15 protein-coding genes are annotated in these 19,406 nt (G+C 62.6%); 6 read left to right on the top strand and 9 right to left on the bottom strand.

Going from position 1 to position 19,406, the window contains the following annotated elements:
- Positions 1-122: 122 nt before the first annotated feature.
- The 7 genes from BBA01S_RS45980 to BBA01S_RS20235 form a co-directional block, all read right to left on the bottom strand.
- The gene (locus BBA01S_RS45980; RefSeq protein ID WP_084162368.1) at positions 123-821 is read right to left on the bottom strand and encodes a M35 family metallo-endopeptidase; all 699 of its coding nucleotides are present in this window, start codon (positions 819-821) and stop codon (positions 123-125) included.
- On the bottom strand, positions 814-1,374 hold the full coding sequence (locus tag BBA01S_RS45975) for a PAAR domain-containing protein (RefSeq protein WP_084162366.1): 561 nt from the start codon (positions 1,372-1,374) through the stop codon (positions 814-816). The genes BBA01S_RS45980 and BBA01S_RS45975 overlap by 8 nt, the downstream gene beginning before the upstream one ends.
- A 446-nt stretch (positions 1,375-1,820) precedes the next feature.
- Positions 1,821-2,672 carry a carbohydrate ABC transporter permease gene (locus BBA01S_RS20255; protein ID WP_027818057.1) on the bottom strand — a complete coding sequence of 284 codons (852 nt, stop codon included), beginning with the start codon at positions 2,670-2,672 and terminating at the stop codon, positions 1,821-1,823.
- A gap of 10 nt (positions 2,673-2,682) precedes the next feature.
- A complete protein-coding gene (locus BBA01S_RS20250; protein WP_084162406.1) occupies positions 2,683-3,582 on the bottom strand; it encodes a carbohydrate ABC transporter permease in 900 nt (299 codons plus the stop codon).
- 195 nt (positions 3,583-3,777) lie between these two features.
- The gene (locus BBA01S_RS20245) at positions 3,778-5,031 is read right to left on the bottom strand and encodes an ABC transporter substrate-binding protein (protein ID WP_027818055.1); all 1,254 of its coding nucleotides are present in this window, start codon (positions 5,029-5,031) and stop codon (positions 3,778-3,780) included.
- Positions 5,032-5,056: 25 nt separating this feature from the next.
- Positions 5,057-7,042, bottom strand: a complete 1,986-nt coding sequence (locus tag BBA01S_RS20240; protein WP_027818054.1) for a beta-galactosidase — start codon at positions 7,040-7,042, stop codon at positions 5,057-5,059.
- A 21-nt stretch (positions 7,043-7,063) separates the two neighbouring features.
- Positions 7,064-8,248 (bottom strand): ABC transporter ATP-binding protein, encoded by a 1,185-nt coding sequence (locus BBA01S_RS20235; protein ID WP_027818053.1) that lies wholly within the window; start codon positions 8,246-8,248, stop codon positions 7,064-7,066.
- A gap of 289 nt (positions 8,249-8,537) precedes the next feature.
- Between BBA01S_RS20235 and BBA01S_RS20230 the strand changes: the two genes are divergently transcribed.
- Entirely contained in the window at positions 8,538-9,584 is a 1,047-nt protein-coding gene (locus tag BBA01S_RS20230; RefSeq protein ID WP_245641537.1) for a LacI family DNA-binding transcriptional regulator, read from the top strand.
- Between the two features lie 15 nt (positions 9,585-9,599).
- On the opposite strand, the gene BBA01S_RS20225 is transcribed toward BBA01S_RS20230, so the two are convergent.
- A complete protein-coding gene (locus BBA01S_RS20225; RefSeq protein ID WP_027818051.1) occupies positions 9,600-10,289 on the bottom strand; it encodes a TetR/AcrR family transcriptional regulator in 690 nt (229 codons plus the stop codon).
- A 52-nt stretch (positions 10,290-10,341) separates the two neighbouring features.
- Here BBA01S_RS20225 and shc point away from each other — a divergent pair, with 52 nt between their 5' ends.
- From shc to sfnG, 5 genes are all read left to right on the top strand, one after another.
- Positions 10,342-12,402, top strand: coding sequence for a squalene--hopene cyclase (shc, locus tag BBA01S_RS20220; protein ID WP_027818050.1), 2,061 nt, complete (start codon positions 10,342-10,344; stop codon positions 12,400-12,402).
- A gap of 296 nt (positions 12,403-12,698) precedes the next feature.
- Positions 12,699-14,330 carry a methyl-accepting chemotaxis protein gene (locus BBA01S_RS41905; RefSeq protein WP_063750556.1) on the top strand — a complete coding sequence of 544 codons (1,632 nt, stop codon included), beginning with the start codon at positions 12,699-12,701 and terminating at the stop codon, positions 14,328-14,330.
- 254 nt (positions 14,331-14,584) lie between these two features.
- Positions 14,585-15,538 (top strand): chemotaxis protein, encoded by a 954-nt coding sequence (locus BBA01S_RS20210; protein WP_027818049.1) that lies wholly within the window; start codon positions 14,585-14,587, stop codon positions 15,536-15,538.
- 284 nt (positions 15,539-15,822) lie between these two features.
- Positions 15,823-16,440, top strand: coding sequence for a histidine phosphatase family protein (locus BBA01S_RS20205; RefSeq protein WP_042297578.1), 618 nt, complete (start codon positions 15,823-15,825; stop codon positions 16,438-16,440).
- A 139-nt stretch (positions 16,441-16,579) separates the two neighbouring features.
- The gene (sfnG, locus tag BBA01S_RS20200) at positions 16,580-17,686 is read left to right on the top strand and encodes a dimethylsulfone monooxygenase SfnG (protein ID WP_027818047.1); all 1,107 of its coding nucleotides are present in this window, start codon (positions 16,580-16,582) and stop codon (positions 17,684-17,686) included.
- A gap of 11 nt (positions 17,687-17,697) precedes the next feature.
- On the opposite strand, the gene BBA01S_RS20195 is transcribed toward sfnG, so the two are convergent.
- Positions 17,698-19,287, bottom strand: coding sequence for an MFS transporter (locus tag BBA01S_RS20195; protein ID WP_042297577.1), 1,590 nt, complete (start codon positions 19,285-19,287; stop codon positions 17,698-17,700).
- Between the last annotated feature and the right edge of the window lie 119 nt (positions 19,288-19,406).

The following is a 19,406-nucleotide window of genomic DNA, read 5'->3' as shown; positions in this document are numbered from 1 at the left end:
TACTGAGCGCGCCTGAGTTGAACTCAAAATTAATATCTCGAGTCTGACCGGGTTGGCCTGTGCAAGCAAGTGCGTGTGATAAGAAAAGGAAGGGGAAGGCAAGAGATATAAGATTCTTCAATTCAATCTCCTTCAACAATATAGCCGGCAATACTATCGGCGTTGTTGAGTGCGAGGCTTGAGTTGTCTCGTGCCCAGTCGCGCAATGTATATGCGATTGTGTATTTAGAATCTTTTGTCGCCATCGTGTCAAAAAAATGCGTCACCTCATGAATGACGGTCGAAACGCGTGAATCTGAATCTGCTGACCAATGACGCATAGTACAAAACTTGGGGCTGATACTGATTGTATGTGTCGCAGTATCCGGGCCGCAAACGTGAGCGGCTTCCTGTTCTGCGCTGACTGGATTGGGTGTACAGCCTAACATCTTGTCTTGCTCTGGACTCGCGCGAACAAAGTTTCCGGGCGTCAGGGAGCGAAGTACAATGGCAACTCGTGGCAAGCCATTCAAGAGGATCCTGCGAGCCGATTCGTCACTTCTGCCAAACCAGCGTGCCACTCGAGAACGCTCATCAGGACGCCACATTTGCAAAGCTGAAATCCGGCCATCTACCAGTGGAATAGCACGATTCAGAATGTCCCTGATGATTTCCCTGAATTCCCGGTTTGTCATGTTTTCACATATCGGTCTAGTATTAATCTTTACCTCTACCATCGAATTAGGGTTCGTATTCGTTACTGCACTGTCGTGGACGAGAAACCACTCTTCGTCCTCGTCTCGCTTGAGCCCATACTTATTATCGTTAAAAAATTCATTCATGCGCGCTGCCTCCGGTTGAGTAGAGTTTGAGCCTTTCGGATCCGTCCGTAGGGATACGTTCCGTCTGTCCGCTGCTATTAGTCGTTCCCTCGCTAACCCGCCCTGAACTCGCGACGATCCGATAGCGCACGCTTGCCAGTGCCCGGCCGTCGCTGTCCATGAGTGTGTATTGCTCGTCATGGTGCACAGCCGCCGCACTGCTTGAACTTGCAAAGGCTATTGCGGCCTCGGTTGTCTTGCGCGCCGCATACTTTTCGGCTTCGTCATCGCACCATGATTCGCCCGCTAATTCAGCGACGATGTGTGGTGGCGTCGGGCAGTTACATAGAACAATATCTCCGCCTAATGCGATCTCGCCCATGAACTGAATTCGGCGTGGGCCTCCCGCCTTTGCAATGCGACCGGCGCCTTTGCACTTCTCGCACCAGGCTTCACCGCCGATTAACGCGGCTTGGCGCCCACTATCGCCCCATATGCACATAGGGCCTTCGTAGCTCACAATTCGTCCGCCCGTAGAGAGTTCATCGCCGACAACGGCGATTCGACGCATCATGACTGGCTCCCCTGGCGGGGTTTTGACAGTGCGATGTCTTGTTGACCCGAGTGGCTGGATAAGATTGGATCGAAAAATTCCGATTGCGAAGCGGCGCTAATAGCACGCCCGCCTGGTATTGCGTTACGTTCCGGCTGAATCAGCATGTTGAGCCCCAGGAAGTAGACGAAAATGCACGGCACAAATGCGTCGGTGCGGCGCACAAGCGCTTTCGCGCTCGCCGACCAGATAGTTCGTCGTTTAAGGGAGCGACAACATAAGAAACGTCTGAATTGACGCGCGAAGGCAGCGGCTATCGAGGGCAATGATGACGCGCACCGGAATCGGCCAACGCCGTTGAGCGCAGGGAGAGATGAACAAACGTATGGATAGCCAGCAGAAAACAAAGAACCCGCTCAAGGCGGGTTCTTTGTGTCGAGAGAATCAGCGTAGTGTAAAAACTTTCCTCACCCCTTCGTCGCCCCAAACGTCAACCCCGCGACGAAGTGTTTCTGCATCGCAAAGAACATGGCGACCGATGGCAGCGCCGCGAGAATCGATCCCGCCGACACCAGATTCCACGCCGTCGTCCATTGCCCTTTAAGCGCCGCCACGCCCACCGTAATCGGCGCAGCATCGTCGCCTTGCGTGAGGCAAAGCGCCCAGAAGTAATCGTTCCAGACGAACGTAAACACCAGAATCGCGAGCGCCGCGAGCGCGGGCCGGATCAACGGCAGGATGATGCGGAAGAACACCGTCCACTCATTCGCGCCCTCGATACGCGCAGCCTCAACCAGTTCAAACGGCAACTGCTTGATGAAATTACGCAAAAACAACGCGCAGAACCCGGTCTGAAACGACAGGTGAAACAGAATCAGCCCGCCCACCGAGTTATACAGCCCGAGCTTCAGCGTGAGATCCCGCACCGGAATCATCAGCACCTGGATCGGCACAAAGTTGCCCGCGACAAAAGCCGCAAATAGCGCCGAATTACCCGGGAACCGATAAATCGCCAGCGCAAAACCCGCCATTGCCGCCAGCGCAATGGCGCACGCCACCGAAGGCAACGTAATCAGCACGCTGTTCCAGAAGTAATGCAGCATCGGCGAAGTGGTCAGCGCCTCGCGATAGTTCTCCACGAGCGCGAAGTGCTTCGGCCAGCCCCAGTAGTTGCCTTCGCTGAGTTCGTCGGTCGAACGTATCGATGTCACCATGACCGCGATCATCGGCAGCAGCCAGATCAGCAGGGCAATCGGCAGCGAGAGCTTGTAGAGCCGCCGCGGCGCGGGCTTCCATTTGTCGATGGGGATGGGAAACATATCGATGACCTCAATGCTCGTTTTTGAGCAGGCGACGCAGGTGATAAACGATATACAGCAGCATGATCGCGAACAGCACGACCGCAATTGCCGCCGAATAACCAAGCCGGTAATACTTGATCGCCTGGTCATACATGTAATAAGCGAGTACGGTCGAGCTTTCGAACGGGCCGCCGCCCGTCATCACCGAAATCAGGTCGAAACTGCGCAGCGCGCCAATCACGGTCACGACCACCGCCATGAACGTCACGGGACGCAGTTGCGGCAGGATCACGTGCCAGAGCAGCGTCCAGCCTTTTGCGCCTTCCATGCGCGCGGCTTCGATCTGTTCGCTGTTGAGCGTCGTGAGGCCGGTGAGATACAGGATCATGCAATAGGCGGTCTGCGGCCACAGCGCGGCGAAGATAATGCCCGGCGTGGCGTAATGCGGATCGCCCAGCACCGGAACGCCGTGACCGAGAAGCACGGCGAGCAAGCCAAAAGTCGGGTCGTAAAACCACGAATAAATCAGCCCGACCACCACGCCCGAAAGCACAAAAGGCGCGAAAAACAGGGACTTCACGAGTCGGATGCCCGCCACTGCCTGGTTCAGGTATAGCGCGATGGCGAGCCCCATCGGCGGCGCGAGCAAAAACAGCAGCAGCCAGATGACGTTGTTCTTGAGCGCGGTGTAGAACGTGGCCGCATGAAACAGCTCGACGTAGTTGGCGAGCCCGATAAAGCTCGGATCGCTCATGCCGTCCCAGTTGTAGAACGAAATGCGGATCGTCGAGAGAATCGGCCACACTACGTAAATCGCCACCATGATGCAGGCGGGCGCGAGAAAGAGGGCGGCCGCGCGGCGCTGGCGGCGTGCGGTGGGCGAGACGCGGCGGCGCGGCTTGCCGTGCGGTTGCGTGGCGCGCGGCATGGGCGTGCGGCCGTCGCCAGCGGAACCAGGATGGCTGCCCGGCACGCCGTCCGCACGGTGGGCCACGGTTTGCGCCACGTTCTGGGCCGCGAGCGCTGCGCCGCGACCGGTCGATGGATGAGTCGTTGACACTGCCTGCCTCCAGAGCAATCCGCGCGGTGGCGCAGCGTTCGCAAACGCCGCGCCACCCGCAATTTACTTCTTGTAGATGCGCTTGCGCGTCTCTTCCAGCTGAGCGAGGATCGAATCGATCTTCGTCGGATCGGCGATGAACTGCTGCATGCCCTTCATGCCTTCATCGGCCATTTCCTTGGTCATGTCGCGATCATAGAACTGCGCGATGCCGCCCTTCGTATTCGCGAGGATCTGGAAGCCGATCTTCGAAATGGGATCGTCCGGTTCCGGCGACTTGCTGTTGGCCGACAGCGAGCCGAGCCCCTTGGCCAGTTGCGCGCCAATGTCCGGCGTCTGCGTGAACGCGAGGAACGCGCGCGCATCGGCCTTGTTCTTCGCCTTGGCCGGAATATGCAGCGACTCGACCGGGCCGTCTTCGGCGGTCGGCACATTCGGGTCGATGATCGGGAACTGGAAGTAGCCCATCTGCTGCTTCACGGTCGGGCTGAAGCCGCCCGTGATGAAGGTGCCCATCAGCATCATCGCGGCCTTGCCCTGGAACAGGAAGGGCTGCGCGGCGTCGAGATCGTAGGACAGCGCATTGTCGATGAAATAGCCGGAATCGATCAGTTGCTTCCACGTGGTGTACACCTTCTTCACGCGCGGATCGGTGTACGGCACTTCGCCAGCCATCAACTGCTGATGGAACTTGTTGCCGTTCAGGCGCAAGTCGAGATAGTCGAACCAGCCCGCAAGCGTCCACGCATCGCGCCCGCCCACGGTGATCGGCGCAATGCCCGCAGCCTTGAGCTTCTTGCAGTCCTCCAGGAACTCGTTCCAGGTCTTCGGTTCGTTCGTAATGCCAACCTTCTGGAAAAGATCCTTGCGATAGAACATGCCCCACGAGTAATAGACCGTGGGCGCCGCATACTGCTTGCCCTTGTACGACGAAGCTTCCTTCGTCGATGCGTACATGCTGTCCCAGTTGTTCTTCTGCCACTCGGGCGACAGGTCTTCGAACAGGCCGCGCTGCGCGTAGTAGGCCATGCGCTCGCCGTCGTGCCAGTTCACGATATCGGGCGGCGCGGTCGTGAGCCAGTTCGGCAACTGCACCTTGTAGGCTTCTTCATCGACGAACGACACCTTCACGTCGGTGCCGGGATGGGTCTTCTTGAACTGGTCGATCACCTGCGTCCACACCGCGCGCTGGCTTGCGCCCTTGAACGCGATATTGACTTCCAGCGTGCCGGCCTGAGCCGTCGTCGCGAGTGCGCCCGTGAGCGTGGCCGTCGCGAGCGCAACGGCGGCAAGCAGGGTGCGGGGTTTCATCGTCATGGCCTGTCTCCTGTGTTTTACGTCGTTATTTGTGCTGCGTGCGGTAGGCGGTGACGCCCTGCGCGTCGATTTCGCGCTGGCCGATCACGATGGCCGAATCGGGAACGGCGGCGTCGATGCGTTCAATGCCGGGGCCGTAATTGAATACCCACGTGAGACCGCCGCGACGGCTCACGCGCAGCGAATCGCCAAGCGGCGTGGGCGCGAGGCCCGCCGTGCGCGCGACCTGCGCGAACAGCGCCGCCGTGGTCGCATCGTCGAAGAGGCTCGCCAGATAATGGATCTTGCCGTGCGTGAGCCAGGCAGGATGGCCGTCGCTGAAACTCGCGCGAACTTCCGTTGCGCCCGCATCGATATCGACGAGATCGCGCCAGTGGCGCGCCTGGCCTTGCGGCAGCGCATCGCCCGCAAATGTGACGGCTTCGGTCACGTTGGGCCGCATCGATTCCACGCGCCACACGCGCAGCGGTAGCAGTGCGGCCAGCGGGCCAGGCGGCAGATTGGCGGGGATCTGCAGGTCGACGGTCTTCGAGCCGGTGCGCGGCCCGAGAATGACCTGCGCGCCGGATTCGGCGAGCCGTTGTGCGAAATCGTCGGGGACGACGGGCAGCGGCGGCACGACGATCAACTGATAGCCGTCGAGCGGCGCGTTCACCGGCACGATATCCACATCGAATCCCAGCGAGCGCAGCGCCGAATAATATTCGACGGCAAAGCGCGGATAGTGAAAGTCGGCGCCTTGCGGATGCACTTCGAAAAGCCACTTCGCTTCGTAATCAAAAACTAGCGCGACGCGCGTGTCGACGTGCGCATTCGCATCGGCCTGTGGATCGGCCAGCACCGTGCGGATTTCCTCGGCCACGCGTGCGGCTTCGCTGCCGCCGATATCGAGCCGGTTGTCCGGCGTGTTGAGGCCCGCGTGCATCTGCTCCTGCGCGAACGGCGCCTGACGCCAGCGGAAATACGACACGCAGCCCGCGCCATGCGCGAAGGCTTCCCAGCTCCACAGCCGCACCATGCCGGGCAGCGGCGCGGGATTCCACTGCGCCCAGTTGACGGGGCCGGGCTGCTGCTCCATGACCCAGAACGGCAGCTTCGACATGCCGCGATAGACGTCGTGATTGAACGAGGCGAAATCGGGATGGCCGGTGCGCAGATAACGCGCCTTGATTTCCGGGGCGTACCACTGTTCTTCAAGCGCGCCGAGCGGATAGCTGTCCCACGTCGCCACGTCCAGGTCGGCGGCGACCTTGTAGTGATCGAATTCCGTGAACAGCTGCATGAAGTTGTGCGCGATCGGGCGGCCCGGCGAATGCGCGCGGATGATTTCGACCTGCATCAGGTTATAGCGGCGCACTTCGTCCGAAGCAAAGCGCCGGTAGTCGAGCCGATGCGAGGGATGCGCTTCCGTCACGGTGGCGTTGGGCGCATCGATCTCGTCGAAGCTGCGGTACTCCATGCTCCAGAACACTGTGCCCCACGCGGTATTGAGTGCGCCGATGCTGCCGTAGCGATCCGCGAGCCATGCACGGAAGCGCTTGACTGCGGCTGCCGAATAACTCACCACCGTGTTGTGGCAGCCGTATTCGTTATCGGTCTGCCAGTAAGCGACGGCGGGATGCTGGCCGTAGCGTTGCGCAACGGCTTCGCAGATGCGCTGCGATGCCTCGTACCATGCGGGCGACGAAAAATCATAATGACGCCGCGAGCCGAACGCACGCGCACGGCCATCGGCGCCCACGGGCAGGATCTCTGGATGGCGGTCGATGAGCCATTTCGGCGGCGTCGCCGTGGGCGTGCACATCACCACCTTGAGGCCGGCCTCGCCGAGCGTATCGATGGCGCGATCGAGCCAGCCCCAATCGTATTCGCCGGGCGACGGCTCGATGCGGCTCCATGCAAATTCAGCAATGCGAACCTGATCGATGCCCAGCGCTTTCATGCGCGCGGCGTCATCTTTCCACATGGCTTCCGGCCAGTGCTCCGGGTAATAGCAGACTCCAAGACGCATGCCTGTGTCCTCGTCGATGGGTTACGCGCGTTGCGCGGCGGTTTCAAGGGGGTGCTGCGCATCGAGCGGCGCGAGTGCGAAGCCGTCCTGCGCGAACAGATGACATTGCGCGGCGTGCGCGCGGAACTTCGCCGTGTCTCCGGGCGAGAACTGCGCGTCGCCGGGCGCCTTGGCGATCAGCACGGTGCCGCCGGGTTGGTCGAGATGCACATAGCTATGCTCGCCAAGCGCTTCCACGAGCGTGACCTTGCGCGCGAGCGTGAGCGTTTCGCCGGGACGTGTCGCGTTGCCGCTGTCCGACGCGATCAGTTCCAGATGCTCGGGCCGCACGCCGAAGGTGACCGGCGCGCCCGCAGCCATGGCACTGCCCTGCAACGGCAGGCGCACGCTTTCGCCGCTGCCGTCGAGCGTGATGCTCACGCCTTGCGCATCGGCGCTATTCACCGTCGCGGGCAGGAAGTTCATGCGCGGCGAGCCAATGAAGCCCGCCACGAAACGGCTGGCAGGCCGGTGATAGAGTTCGAGCGGCGCGCCAACCTGCGCGATGCTGCCGTACAGTTCGGTATCCTTACCGCTATGCAGCAGGACGATCTTGTCGGCAAGCGTCATGGCCTCGATCTGGTCGTGGGTCACGTAGACCACGCTCGCTTCGGCAAACTGCTTATGCAGGCGGGCAATCTCGATACGCGTCTGGCCGCGCAACGTCGCGTCCAGATTCGACAGCGGCTCGTCGAACAGGAACACGCCCGGTTCGCGCACGATCGCCCGTCCAATTGCCACGCGCTGACGCTGGCCGCCTGAAAGCGCCTTGGGGTGACGCTCCAGCAGCGCTTCGAGCTGGAGGATGCGCGCGGCTTCGCGCACTTTGCGGTCGATATCGGCCTTGGGCGTCTTCGCGAGTTTCAGGCCGAAGGCCATGTTCTCGTACACCGTCATGTGCGGAAAGAGCGCATAGCTCTGGAAAACCATCGCCACGCCGCGCTGCGCGGCGCTCACGTCGTTCACGAGCTTGCCGCCGATCGACACGTCGCCGTCCGTCACGTCTTCGAGGCCTGCGATCATGCGCAGCAGGGTGGACTTGCCGCAACCAGAAGGCCCGAGAAATACGCAGAACTCGTTCTTGCCGATCTCCAGATCGACATTGCGTATCACAGGCGCATTGTCGCCGTAGGCCTTCTGCACGCCTCGCAAGGAAATGCTCGCCATTCGTCCCGTCTCCGTGTTCTAATCGGCGCGACGCTTGAGATTAAGCGCTTAATCAGGCAACCTAAAAAAATCGATCGTGGGCGCGATCGTTGGTTGCCAGACGCGGTGTCTCCGATTTTGTTGGATTAATTGCGTTACCTCGTGGGCGAGTGCAACGCTGGAATGCGAGGTCAATGGTGCCGCTGCCTGAGCCAATCAGGCAAATGTTGAAATGCATTCCCAAATATTGAGATGTAAAGACGCGATGCCCACAACGCCCGCAAAGCCCCAATCCCCCACGCCATCGTTGGTGTCCACATCGGCCCCGACGCTGGCCGAAGTCGCCCGCCACGCGGGCGTCACGCCCGCGACGGTTTCGAACGTGCTGCGCAGCCGCGGCCGCGTTGGCGAGGCCACGCGCCAGCGCGTGCTCGCGGCCATTGCCGCGCTTGGCTATCGTCCGCATTTACCCGCACGCGCGCTGGCAGAGGGGCGCGCGCCCACCATCGCGCTGATGGTCGCGAGCATCGCCAATCCGTTTTATCCCGAGTTCGCGCTGGCCGTGGAAAATGCGCTGCGCAGCAGCGGCCAGTTCCTCATCATCTGCAACACGGACGGCGATCCGCATACGGGCCGTGCCTACCTCGAACAGATCGCGGGCACGCTGTCCGCAGGCGTGCTCGTAATGAACGCCAACCTCGATTTCGACGACCTGCGGCTCACCGAGCTGCGTGGCGCGCCTGTGGTGCTGTGCATGTGGGAAAGGCCATTCGAACCGCCGGGCTTGCCGTGCGTGGCCGTGGACTTTCGCCTTGCGGGCGAGCTCGCGGCGCGGCACCTGATCGAACTGGGGCATCGGCGCATTGGCGCGATTGTCGGCAGCAAGGCTTATGGCATTCACGCGGCGCGCTATGAAGGCTTTGTCGCGGCGATGGAGGCGGCGGGACTCGATGCGCAGGCGGCGCCGCTGGTGCATGCCATCGACACGACGCAGGGCGGTTACGCAGCGGCGCGCGAACTGCTCACACGCCATCCCGATCTCACCGCGTTGTTCACGACCAACGATTTACCCGCATTGGGCGCGATGCAGGCCGCCGCCGATCTTGGCTTCGATGTGCCGAAGCGGCTGTCGGTGGTGGGCATTACCGATATTCAGCTGGCGAGTGAATCGCGGCCTGCGTTGACGACCGTTGCGGTGCCAACGGTCGAAGCGGCGGAACTGGGCGTGACGTTGTTGCGCGAATTGATTGCGAACGCCGGAAAGTCGGGCGGGCAGGGCGAGCGCGAAGCGAAAGTCTGTATCGCTTCCGCACCGCATCTCGTTGTGCGCGCATCGACTGCGCCGGTTTCTTGCTAATGCATTAGCAGCGCTTTAAGCCGCATCAAACGTCATTTTCTCGATCTGGCGCACGACTTCCTCGCGCATTTCAGGCGACATTTCCTGGTAGCCGAGCAGATCGGAAATCCACAGTCCGTCGGCGGCGAGGCGGCAGATCATGAGGCGCGCGGCTTCTTCGAGCGGCAGCGGATCGGGGCGCGTCCATTTGCGCATGGGCGCGGCGTAACGCTCGCGAATTTCCGGATCGGTCATCATCGCGGCCACCAGCACGCGCAGCACGTTGGTGCTGGCGGCAGGGCTCATTTCGTCGATGCTCGAATGCAGGTAGGCACGCGCCCGCGCGCCGCCCGCATTGTCCGGCTCTGCGGCGAGGCGTGCTTCCATCTGGCGCTCGAAGCGTTCGAGCGTCTGCTCGAACAGGGCGTCAAGGAGTCCTTGCTTGTTGGCGAAGTGATATTGCAGCGCGCCCTTGGTCACGCCCGCGCGTTCGGCCACGGCGTCGAGCGTGACGGAGGGGACGCCGTGATCCGTGGCGATTTCGGACGCGGCCTGCAACAGTTGCGCGCGCACCTGCATGGGCGCTTTCTTGCGGCGAGTCCCTGAAGCGGGAGCAGGAGATGCCGCCCCGATTTCCGGCGCGCTGGCTGGGCTGGGCGCGCTCGGCGGCGTGGCCTCGGCGTGGCCAGCCGCGTCGGCTGGGGCTTTGGCGGAAGTGTTCTTCATGACCGGATCTTACCATTGCGGGCGTCAACGCTAAACATTCCGTCCGGATGGTATTATTCGCGCCATGAAGAAATCCGACCTGCCATTCGCGGCGCTGCTCGACGCCGCCATCGTCCGGGGACGCAACGCGCTTGCGCGCCGGCAACAGCCCGAAGGGAGCTGGTGTTTCGAGCTTGAATCCGATGCAACGATCACCGCCGAATACATCCTCATGATGCATTTCATGGCGAAGATCGACACCGTGCGCCAGGAAAAAATGGCGCGCTATCTGCGCGACATCCAGCGCCTCGCCACCCACGGCGCATGGGATCTGTATGTCGACGGCGCACCCGATGTTTCGGCCAGCGTGAAGGCTTATTTCGCGCTCAAGGCCGCAGGCGACAAGGAAAGCGCGCCGCATATGGTGCGTGCGCGCGAAGCCATCCTGAAACTGGGCGGCGCGGCGAAGTCCAACGTGTTCACACGTATCCTGCTGGCGACCTTCGGCCAGGTGCCGTGGCGCGCCACGCCGTTCATGCCGGTCGAGTTCGTGCTGTTCCCCAAGTGGGTGCCGATCTCGATGTACAAGGTCGCCTACTGGGCGCGCACGACGATGGTGCCGCTGCTGGTGCTGTGCTCGCTCAAGGCGCGCGCGAAGAACCCGCATGACGTGTCGATCGCCGAACTGTTCGTCACGCCGCCCGAGCAGGAGCGCGAGTATTTCGCGCGCGGCAAGGGCGTGCGGCGCCTGTTCCTGGCCGCCGATCGCCTTTTGCGCCATGTCGATCCGCTGATTCCGGCTGCGCTGCGCAAGCGCGCGGTCAAGCACGCGGAAGCCTGGTGCGCCGAGCGCATGAATGGCGAAGACGGCATGGGCGGCATTTTCCCGCCTATCGTCTATAGCTACCAGATGATGGATGTGCTTGGGTATCCTGAAGATCACCCGCTGCGTCGCGATTGCGAAAACGCACTGGAAAAGCTGCTGGTCGAGCGCCCGGACGGCAGCGTGTACTGCCAGCCGTGCCTGTCGCCGGTGTGGGATACGGCGTGGAGCACGATGGCGATGGAGCAGTCGCTGACCGTGCCCGATGTGCCCGCGAACGAAGCCACTGAAGCCACCGAAGCGAACATCCCGCGCGCCGAACTGGAGCACAAGATCGCGCTCGCGTATGACTGGATGGCCGCGCGCCAGGTGGACGACCTCAAGGGCGACTGGATCGAGAACGTCAAGCCCGACGTGCCGGCCGGCGGCTGGGCGTTCCAGTACGAGAACCCGTATTACCCGGATATCGACGACAGCGCCGTTGTGGTGGCGATGCTGCACCGGCGCGGCCGCTTGCAGAAACGCGTCACCGGCGCCGACCCGTATGCGGCGCGCGTGACGCTCGCGCTCGACTGGATGCGCGGGCTGCAATCGCGCAATGGCGGCTTCGCGGCCTTCGACGCGGACTGTGATCGCCTCTACCTGAACGCGATCCCGTTCGCCGATCACGGCGCGCTGCTCGATCCGCCGACCGAGGACGTTTCGGGCCGCGTGCTGCTGTGCTTCGGCGTGACGGGCCGCGAAGAGGACAAGGCCTCGCTCGCGCGCTGCATCGACTACATCAAGACGACGCAGCGTCCGGACGGCAGCTGGTGGGGCCGCTGGGGCACCAACTACATTTACGGCACGTGGAGCGTGCTGGCGGGCCTCGCGCTGGCCGGTGAAGATCCGTCGCAGCCGTATATCGCGCGCGCGCTTGCCTGGCTGCGTGCGCGCCAGCATGCGGACGGCGGCTGGGGCGAGACCAACGACAGCTATATCGACCCGAAACTCGCCGGCACGAACGGCGGCGAGAGCGTGTCGAACTTCACGGCATGGGCGCTGCTCGCGCAGATGGCTTTTGGCGATTTCGAATCGGAATCCGTGCAGCGCGGCATTGCGTACCTGCTTTCGGTGCAGGACAACGAAGGCTTCTGGTGGCACCGCTCGCACAATGCGCCGGGTTTCCCGCGCATTTACTACCTCAAGTACCACGGCTATACCGCGTATTTCCCGCTTTGGGCACTTTCGCGTTATCGCCGCCTGGTGAGCGCCGCGCAGGCGGGCACCACCATGAGCGCGCCCGTACAGGAAAACGCGCTGGCCGTATAAGCATCGCTTGCTCGCAACGCCATCCTTCGGGATGGCGTTTTTTTATCCGCTTGATACTTTGGCATGCTAAATAAAAGGTGTGATTGCACGCAGTCAATGCAATAGACGAAGCGTGAGAAAAGCTTAATAAATCCTTTCAAAAATATTTTGTTATCGATATGAAAGCGATGTAATCATCAGCAGATAGTCAGAATAAAAAATTGCGAAAGAAGCCTAATTGTTCCTCGAAAAGTGTCGATAAAACGAGGGAATGCGTCGACAACCGGCGCATCGTGGCCGGAATAAGGGCGAGGAACATGAACGGTTTGCTGCAGACGGTACGCTTCAAGATCATCGCGGCGATGGCGATTTGCGTCGTCATCATCGCGCTTGTCGGCGCATATAGCGCATCGACGATTTCAGGTCTGAACCAGACCGTGCTCGACGAATATTCCGGCACGGTCGTGCCGATTCGCGACCTGGGTGACCTGCGCGCCTCGGCGATCGATTCGCGGCTGCAATTGAGCCGCATCGCGCTGGGCCGCGATGCGCAGAAGACACGCGCGGCGGCGCAACTGGCCGATCAAGACCTCGCGCAACTGGCCAAAACATGGGCCGATTACTACCCGGCGCGCGTGAGCAATCCCACCGAGCGCGCCGTCGCCGACAAGATCGACGCGGCGATGGGGCCGTTCCGCGATTCTGCCGAGCAAAGCCTGCAGCGCTTCAATGCCGGCGACTTCGACGGCGGCCAGCAGCTCGAAGTCCAGCACGCGTCGCAAGCGCAGAACCTGCTCGACCTCGTGAACCAGGACATCGCGATCAACGACGACGAAGCGCGCGAGTTTTCCGCCGATTCGGAGCGTCACGCCCACACGGCCCTGATCGTCGCGATCGGACTCGTGCTGGCGGGCCTCGCGGTGGCGTTTGCGGCGTCGGTGTTCCTGCTGCGCGTCATCATGCGCCCGCTGAACGGCGCGATCACGGTGGCCAATACGATCGCGGGCGGCCGCCTCGAAAGCGACATCGATGACAACGTGGGCGGTGAGTTCGGCGAGTTGCTGGGCGCGCTCAAGCGCATGGACGGGCAACTGGCGGGCATCGTGCGCGGCATCCAGCATTCGACCGAATCGGTGGCGCTGGCCGCGCGCGAAATCGCGGCGGGCAACCTCGATCTTTCGGCGCGCACGGAAGAGCAAGCCGCGTCGCTTGAGCAGACGGCGGCGAGCATGACCGAAATCACCGAGACCGTGAAGCAGAACGCCGACAACGCCCGCGCTGCCAACGGCCTGGCAGGCGACGCGAACGACCTGGCCAACGGCGGCGACGCGGCCGTGCGCGAAATGGTCGGCACGATCCAGCAGATCAGCGGCAGCTCGCACAAGATTTCTGAAATTACCGGCGTGATCGAAGGCATTGCGTTCCAGACCAACATCCTCGCGCTCAACGCGGCCGTCGAGGCGGCGCGCGCGGGCGAACAGGGCCGCGGATTCGCGGTGGTCGCCAGCGAGGTGCGCAGCCTGGCGCAGCGCTCGGCCACGGCGGCGCGCGAAATCAAGGAACTGATCACGTCGTCGGTGACGATGATCGAAGGCGGCGCGCAGCAGGCCGGGCGTGTGAGCGACTCGATGGGGCAGGTGCGCGAGGCGATCAAGCGCGTTTCGGACATCGTCTCCGAAATCTCGTCGGCGTCCGAGGAGCAGAGCAAGGGGATCGAACAGGTCAGCCAGGCCGTCACGCAGATGGACGAGGTCACGCAGCAGAACGCCGCGCTGGTCGAAGAGGCCGCGGCCGCCGCGCAATCGCTCGAACAGCAGGCGGATACGCTCAAGCGCGCCGTGGGCGTGTTCAGCTTCGCGCAGGCGGCGCGCCATGCTTTTGCGGGTGCTCACGCCCATCAGGGCCAGCACGGCCATGCGTCCCCGCAAGCGCAACCGAGTTACGGCTGAGCGTGAATTAAACGCACCCAGGGTTGACCCCGTTCAAGCTTCGCCCGTCCCTGCCGATATCAGGATTGGGACGGCGCGAAAGCGCACCCGCTGCGAAAACTCGGTGCAGGCGAATTGAACGGGGACGGATCGAATGCAAGGCGGGCGAGTATTAGCGAGTACTAGCGAGTATCAGTGAGTGCTAGCTGGCGTTAATCAGCCTGCTTTCAGGCCGCCCCACAGCGCAAGACGACGCAATTCCTCAGACAAAATCCATGAAGACGATTCAACCAGGCGTTGACGAACGCACCACGCTGACCAGCAACAACCGCTTAGAACTCCTGCTGTTTCGTCTGGGCGAAGCGCGTCCGGGCGCAGGGCGCGGCCTGTACGGCATCAACGTGTTCAAGATCCGCGAGATCGTCACCATGCCCGAAGTCACGCCGATCGCCGGTTCCCCCGCGCATCTGGTGGGCGCCGTGGATATTCGCGGGCAGATCATTCCGGTGATCGACATTGCGTCGCTGATCGGTTCGCCTTCCGACAAGCGCCCGCCGATCCTGCTGATCACCGAATTTTCGCGCGGCACGCAAGCGTTTGCGGTGGATGAGGTGGAAGACATCATCCGGCTCGAATGGAAAGAAGTGCTGAGCGCGGAATCGAGCGGCACCTCGGGCTATGTGACGGGGATCGCGCGCATCGATGCGGGTGAGGGCAAGACGCGCCTCGCCCAGGTGCTCGACGTCGAGCAGGTGATGCGCGACGTATTCCCCGAGCAGCACGAGGACGTGAAGCCGGAAGCCGTGGGCGACGCGCTGCGTACGGAAGGCGGCCGCATTCTGGCCGCCGACGATTCGGGCTTCGCCCGCGCGCTGCTTGGTCAGGCGCTCACCGCGCTCGATGCGCCGCACGTGATCGCATCGAACGGCGAACAGGCGTGGCAGATGCTGCTGAAGGTCGCCGAAGAAGCCGCGAATGAGAACGTGCCGGTGCGCGAGAAAATTTCGCTCGTGATTACCGACCTTGAAATGCCGGAAATGGACGGCTTCATGCTCACGCGCAAGATCAAGGCTGACGCGCGCCTGAAGCATATTCCGGTCATCATCCACTCGTCGCTCACGGGCGCGGCGAATGAAACGCACGCGCGCAATGCCGGCGCGAATGGCTATGTGACGAAGTTTGCGCCGGCTGAATTGTCCGCTGCGATCCGCAAGGCGCTGGCCGCGTGAGTTAACTGGATCCCTTGTTGTTCCCCGTCGTTGCCCTGTAGTTCAAAAGCTAAAAACCACACGCTATCAAGAACAACAACGATTCTCTCGGGTTCCGGGCGCCGGCAGCATGGCCCCGGAACCAATCCGCACCGGCCTTTATGGCCGGTTTTTTTTCGTCCGATGAAATTGTCTGGCTCAGGCGCAGCACGAACCTTGCTGCCTTAGAATAAGTGCCCCTTGTTGAGGTCTTTGGGCCTTACGTCATGCTTTCGCGTGGCGACGCAACATCACGGAGTGAACCCATGTCCGCAGAATCGAAAACGCATCCCGCCTCCCGCGAAGTCTGGTTGATCCGCCACGGCGAAACCGAGTGGAGCCGCAGCGGACAGCATACGGGGCGCACGGATATCGGGCTCACGGAACATGGCCGCGAACAGGCGCGTGCGCTCGCGAAGCCGCTGGCCGCGCAGCACTTCGACGCGGTGCTCTCAAGCCCCATGTCGCGCGCGCTCGAAACCTGCAAGCTGGCGGGACTGGGCGAGCGCGCACATATCTCCGCCGACCTGCATGAATGGAATTACGGCGTCTACGAAGGACGCAAGACCACCGACATTCGCCAGACCGAGCCCGACTGGAGCGTGTGGCACTCGGCGATTGCCGAAGGCGAAAACCTCGCGCAGATCGAAGCGCGTGCGCGCGGCGTGGTCGACAACTTGCTGACGATGCTGGGCGACGGCGGGCGCATCGCCGTGTTCTCGCACGCGCATTTTCTGCGCGTGCTGGCGGGCTGCTGGATCGGCGATTCGGCGGCGCTGGGGGCGCATCTGTATCTCGACACGGCGTCGATCAGCATTCTGGGTTTCGATCGCGAGACGCGTGCGATTCGCCGCTGGAATGCCAAGCCGGAAGGCTGCGAATAAGGCAAGTGGCGCTGCATTTGCAGCGCCACTTTCCGCTTCAATAGCAACAATCTGACTTTCGATAGCAGAACAAAATCGTTCAGCCTGGCGTGTAAATCCCGAAAGATGACGTGATCGTCACCATTCACGGAACACGACCATGAGCCAGCAAGCCCCCGCCGCCGACATCAAGTTCGCCTATTGGGTGCCCAATGTGAGCGGCGGACTCGTCGTGAGCAAGATCGAGCAGCGCACGGACTGGAGCCTCGAATACAACCAGAAGCTCGCGCGCACGGCAGAGGCCGCGGGCTTCGAATACGCGCTGAGCCAGATCCGCTTCACGGCCGGTTACGGTGCGCAATACCAGCACGAATCTGTTTCGTTCAGCCAGGCATTGCTGCACGCTACCGAAAAACTCAAGGTGATTGCGGCGATCCTGCCGGGGCCGTGGCATCCGGCGGTGGTCGCAAAGCAGCTTGCCACCATCGACCATATTTCGAATGGACGCATTGCCATCAACGTGGTGAGCGGCTGGTTCAAGGACGAATTCACGTCGATCGGCGAGCCGTGGCTCGAACACGACGAGCGTTATCGCCGCTCGAATGAATTTATTCGCGCGATTCGCGGTATCTGGACTGAAGACGACTTTACCTTCAAGGGCGACTTCTATCGCTTCAACAACTACACGCTGAGCCCGAAGCCGGTGCAGAAGCCGCATCCGGAGATTTTCCAGGGAGGCAGCTCGCGCGCCGCACGCGACAATGCCGCGAGCGTGTCCGACTGGTATTTCACGAACGGCAATACGGTCGAGAACCTCAAGGCGCAGATCGACGATATCCGCGCGAAGGCGGCGCAGAACAACCATAGCGTGCGCATCGGCGTGAATGCCTTCGTGATTGCACGCGATACCGAGGAAGAGGCGCGCGCCGTGCTCGACGATATCGTTCGCAACGCGCATGTGGAGGCCGTGCAGGCCTTCGGCCACGCCGCGAAGGAAGCGGGCAAGGCCTCGCCGGAAGGCGAGGGCAACTGGGCGAAATCCACGTTCGAGGATCTCGTGCAGTACAACGATGGCTTCCGCACCAATCTGATCGGCACGCCCTTGCAGATTGCGCAGCGCATTGTCGCGCTCAAGGCGATTGGCGTCGATCTCGTGCTGGCGGGCTTCCTGCATTTCATCGAGGAAGTCGAGTACTTCGGCAAGAAGGTGCTCCCGCTCGTGCGCGAGCTGGAGCGCGAGCGGGAGCGTGAAGCGCAGGCCGCGTGAGCGTTCGCGGGTCAGGTGCGCTGGCGCTCGCGTGCGAGCGCTTCACCTTGTGCCTCATTTCGTGCCTTGTCCGTCTGCACAGGCGCATCGGCACGTGCGCCGAGGAACACCAGCACAACGACCGCGCAAAACACAGTAATCGCCGCGAGTCCATCGAGCAGGGTGCCGAATGCCAGCGCATAGGCATTCTGCAAGTTCGTTGCGTCCGCAACCGGTAGCCAGGTCGCTGCCTGCGCGAGGTCGCCGCTTGCGAGCCGCGCGGCGGCTTCGTGCACCGATGCCGGATCGGCGGGCGCGAACCGTGCAAGATGCGTGGCGGCGAGCGCAGCCAGCACCGCATTCACGGTCGCGAGCGCCACGCCTTCGCCTGCCACGCGCGTCGTGCTGAAGATGCCCGTGGCCATGCCCGCGCGTTCCTTGGGCACCACGCTGACCGACAAGCCGTCCATCAATCCCCAGGGCAGCGCCGCGCCTATGCCGATCAGCGCCAGCGGTGCGACCGCCGCGTGGGGCCCCGCGCGCAGCGCCGCCGCAAGCCACAACAATCCGGCGGCGGCCATCAGCAGGCCCGCAGCGCAAATCAAGCCCATCGACAACCAGCGCGTGAGCGTGGCGGCGATGAACGGCACCACCAGCATCGGTGCTGAAAGCGCGACCATCAGGAAGCCCGCGTTGATCTCGCGCAGCCCGTCCACGCCGATCAGGCGCAGCGGCAGGATCACGAGCAGCACGATATAGCAATAGCAGGTGGCGACCGGCAGCACTTGCACGCCCACGAAACGCGGATAGCGGAACAGCGAAAGATCGAGCATGGGCCGCGCGCTGCGCGTTTCCACCACGATGAAGGCACCGGCCAGCATGGCGCTCGCAGCAAGCAACGCGAGCACAGGCGCGCTGCTCCAGCCGAGCACGGGCGCTTCGATCACGCCGAAGGTGAAGCTCGACAGCGCGAGCGTGAAGGTGAGCGTACCGGGCCAGTCGATGCCGCGTGCGTGCGGGTCGCGCGATTCGCGCAGATAGCGCGTGCCGAACAGCAGCGACAGCGTGCACGCGAGGCCGCCGCTCAGGAAGATCGCGCGCCAGCTTGCATACTCGATCAGTACGCCTGCGATCAGCGGCCCGAATGCCAGTCCAAGGCCGAAGGTCGCGCCAAGCGCGCCGAAGGCCCGCGTGCGCGCGTGCCCTTCGAATTCCTGCGCGAGCGCGGCGGTGCCGCCTGCAAGCGCCGCTGCGGCTGCCGCGCCTTGTGCGCCGCGCAGCAGGTCGACGGCGAGCAGCGAGGGCGCGCAGGCGAGCGTGAGCGAGCACAGTACGAAACCCGCGAGACCGCACAGGAACACGCGCTTGCGCCCATACAGATCGGCGAGCGCGCCCGCCGCCATCAACAGGCTGCCGAAGCTCAGCATGAAGGCGTTGGTGATCCAGTTGAGCGCGGTTGGATCGGCGAATCTGCCGGTTGAAGACAAGGCGCGGCCGATGGCGGGCGTGGCCACCGCGCCGCCGGAAAACGCGAGCGGGAGCGCCAGCGCCGCCACGCAAACCGCCGCGAGAATCGCAAAGCGGCGTCGTGAGTCGATATCGTGGATGGGATCGCGCGCCATCGTTGCTCCTGAAGTGGTTTCTGGCGGCACGTCGCAAGCGTGCCGCTGGAGCGACGAACGATAATGCCGATACGCCGCCCGAAAAACAGGGCGGCGCTCCGTACATTGCGGAATCGAAT

It is taken from the genome of Paraburkholderia bannensis NBRC 103871 (assembly GCF_000685015.1).
Lineage (GTDB): Bacteria > Pseudomonadota > Gammaproteobacteria > Burkholderiales > Burkholderiaceae > Paraburkholderia > Paraburkholderia bannensis.
The sequence above is the reverse complement of the archived record's forward strand: the minus strand, read 5'-3'. Positions and strand labels throughout refer to the sequence as shown.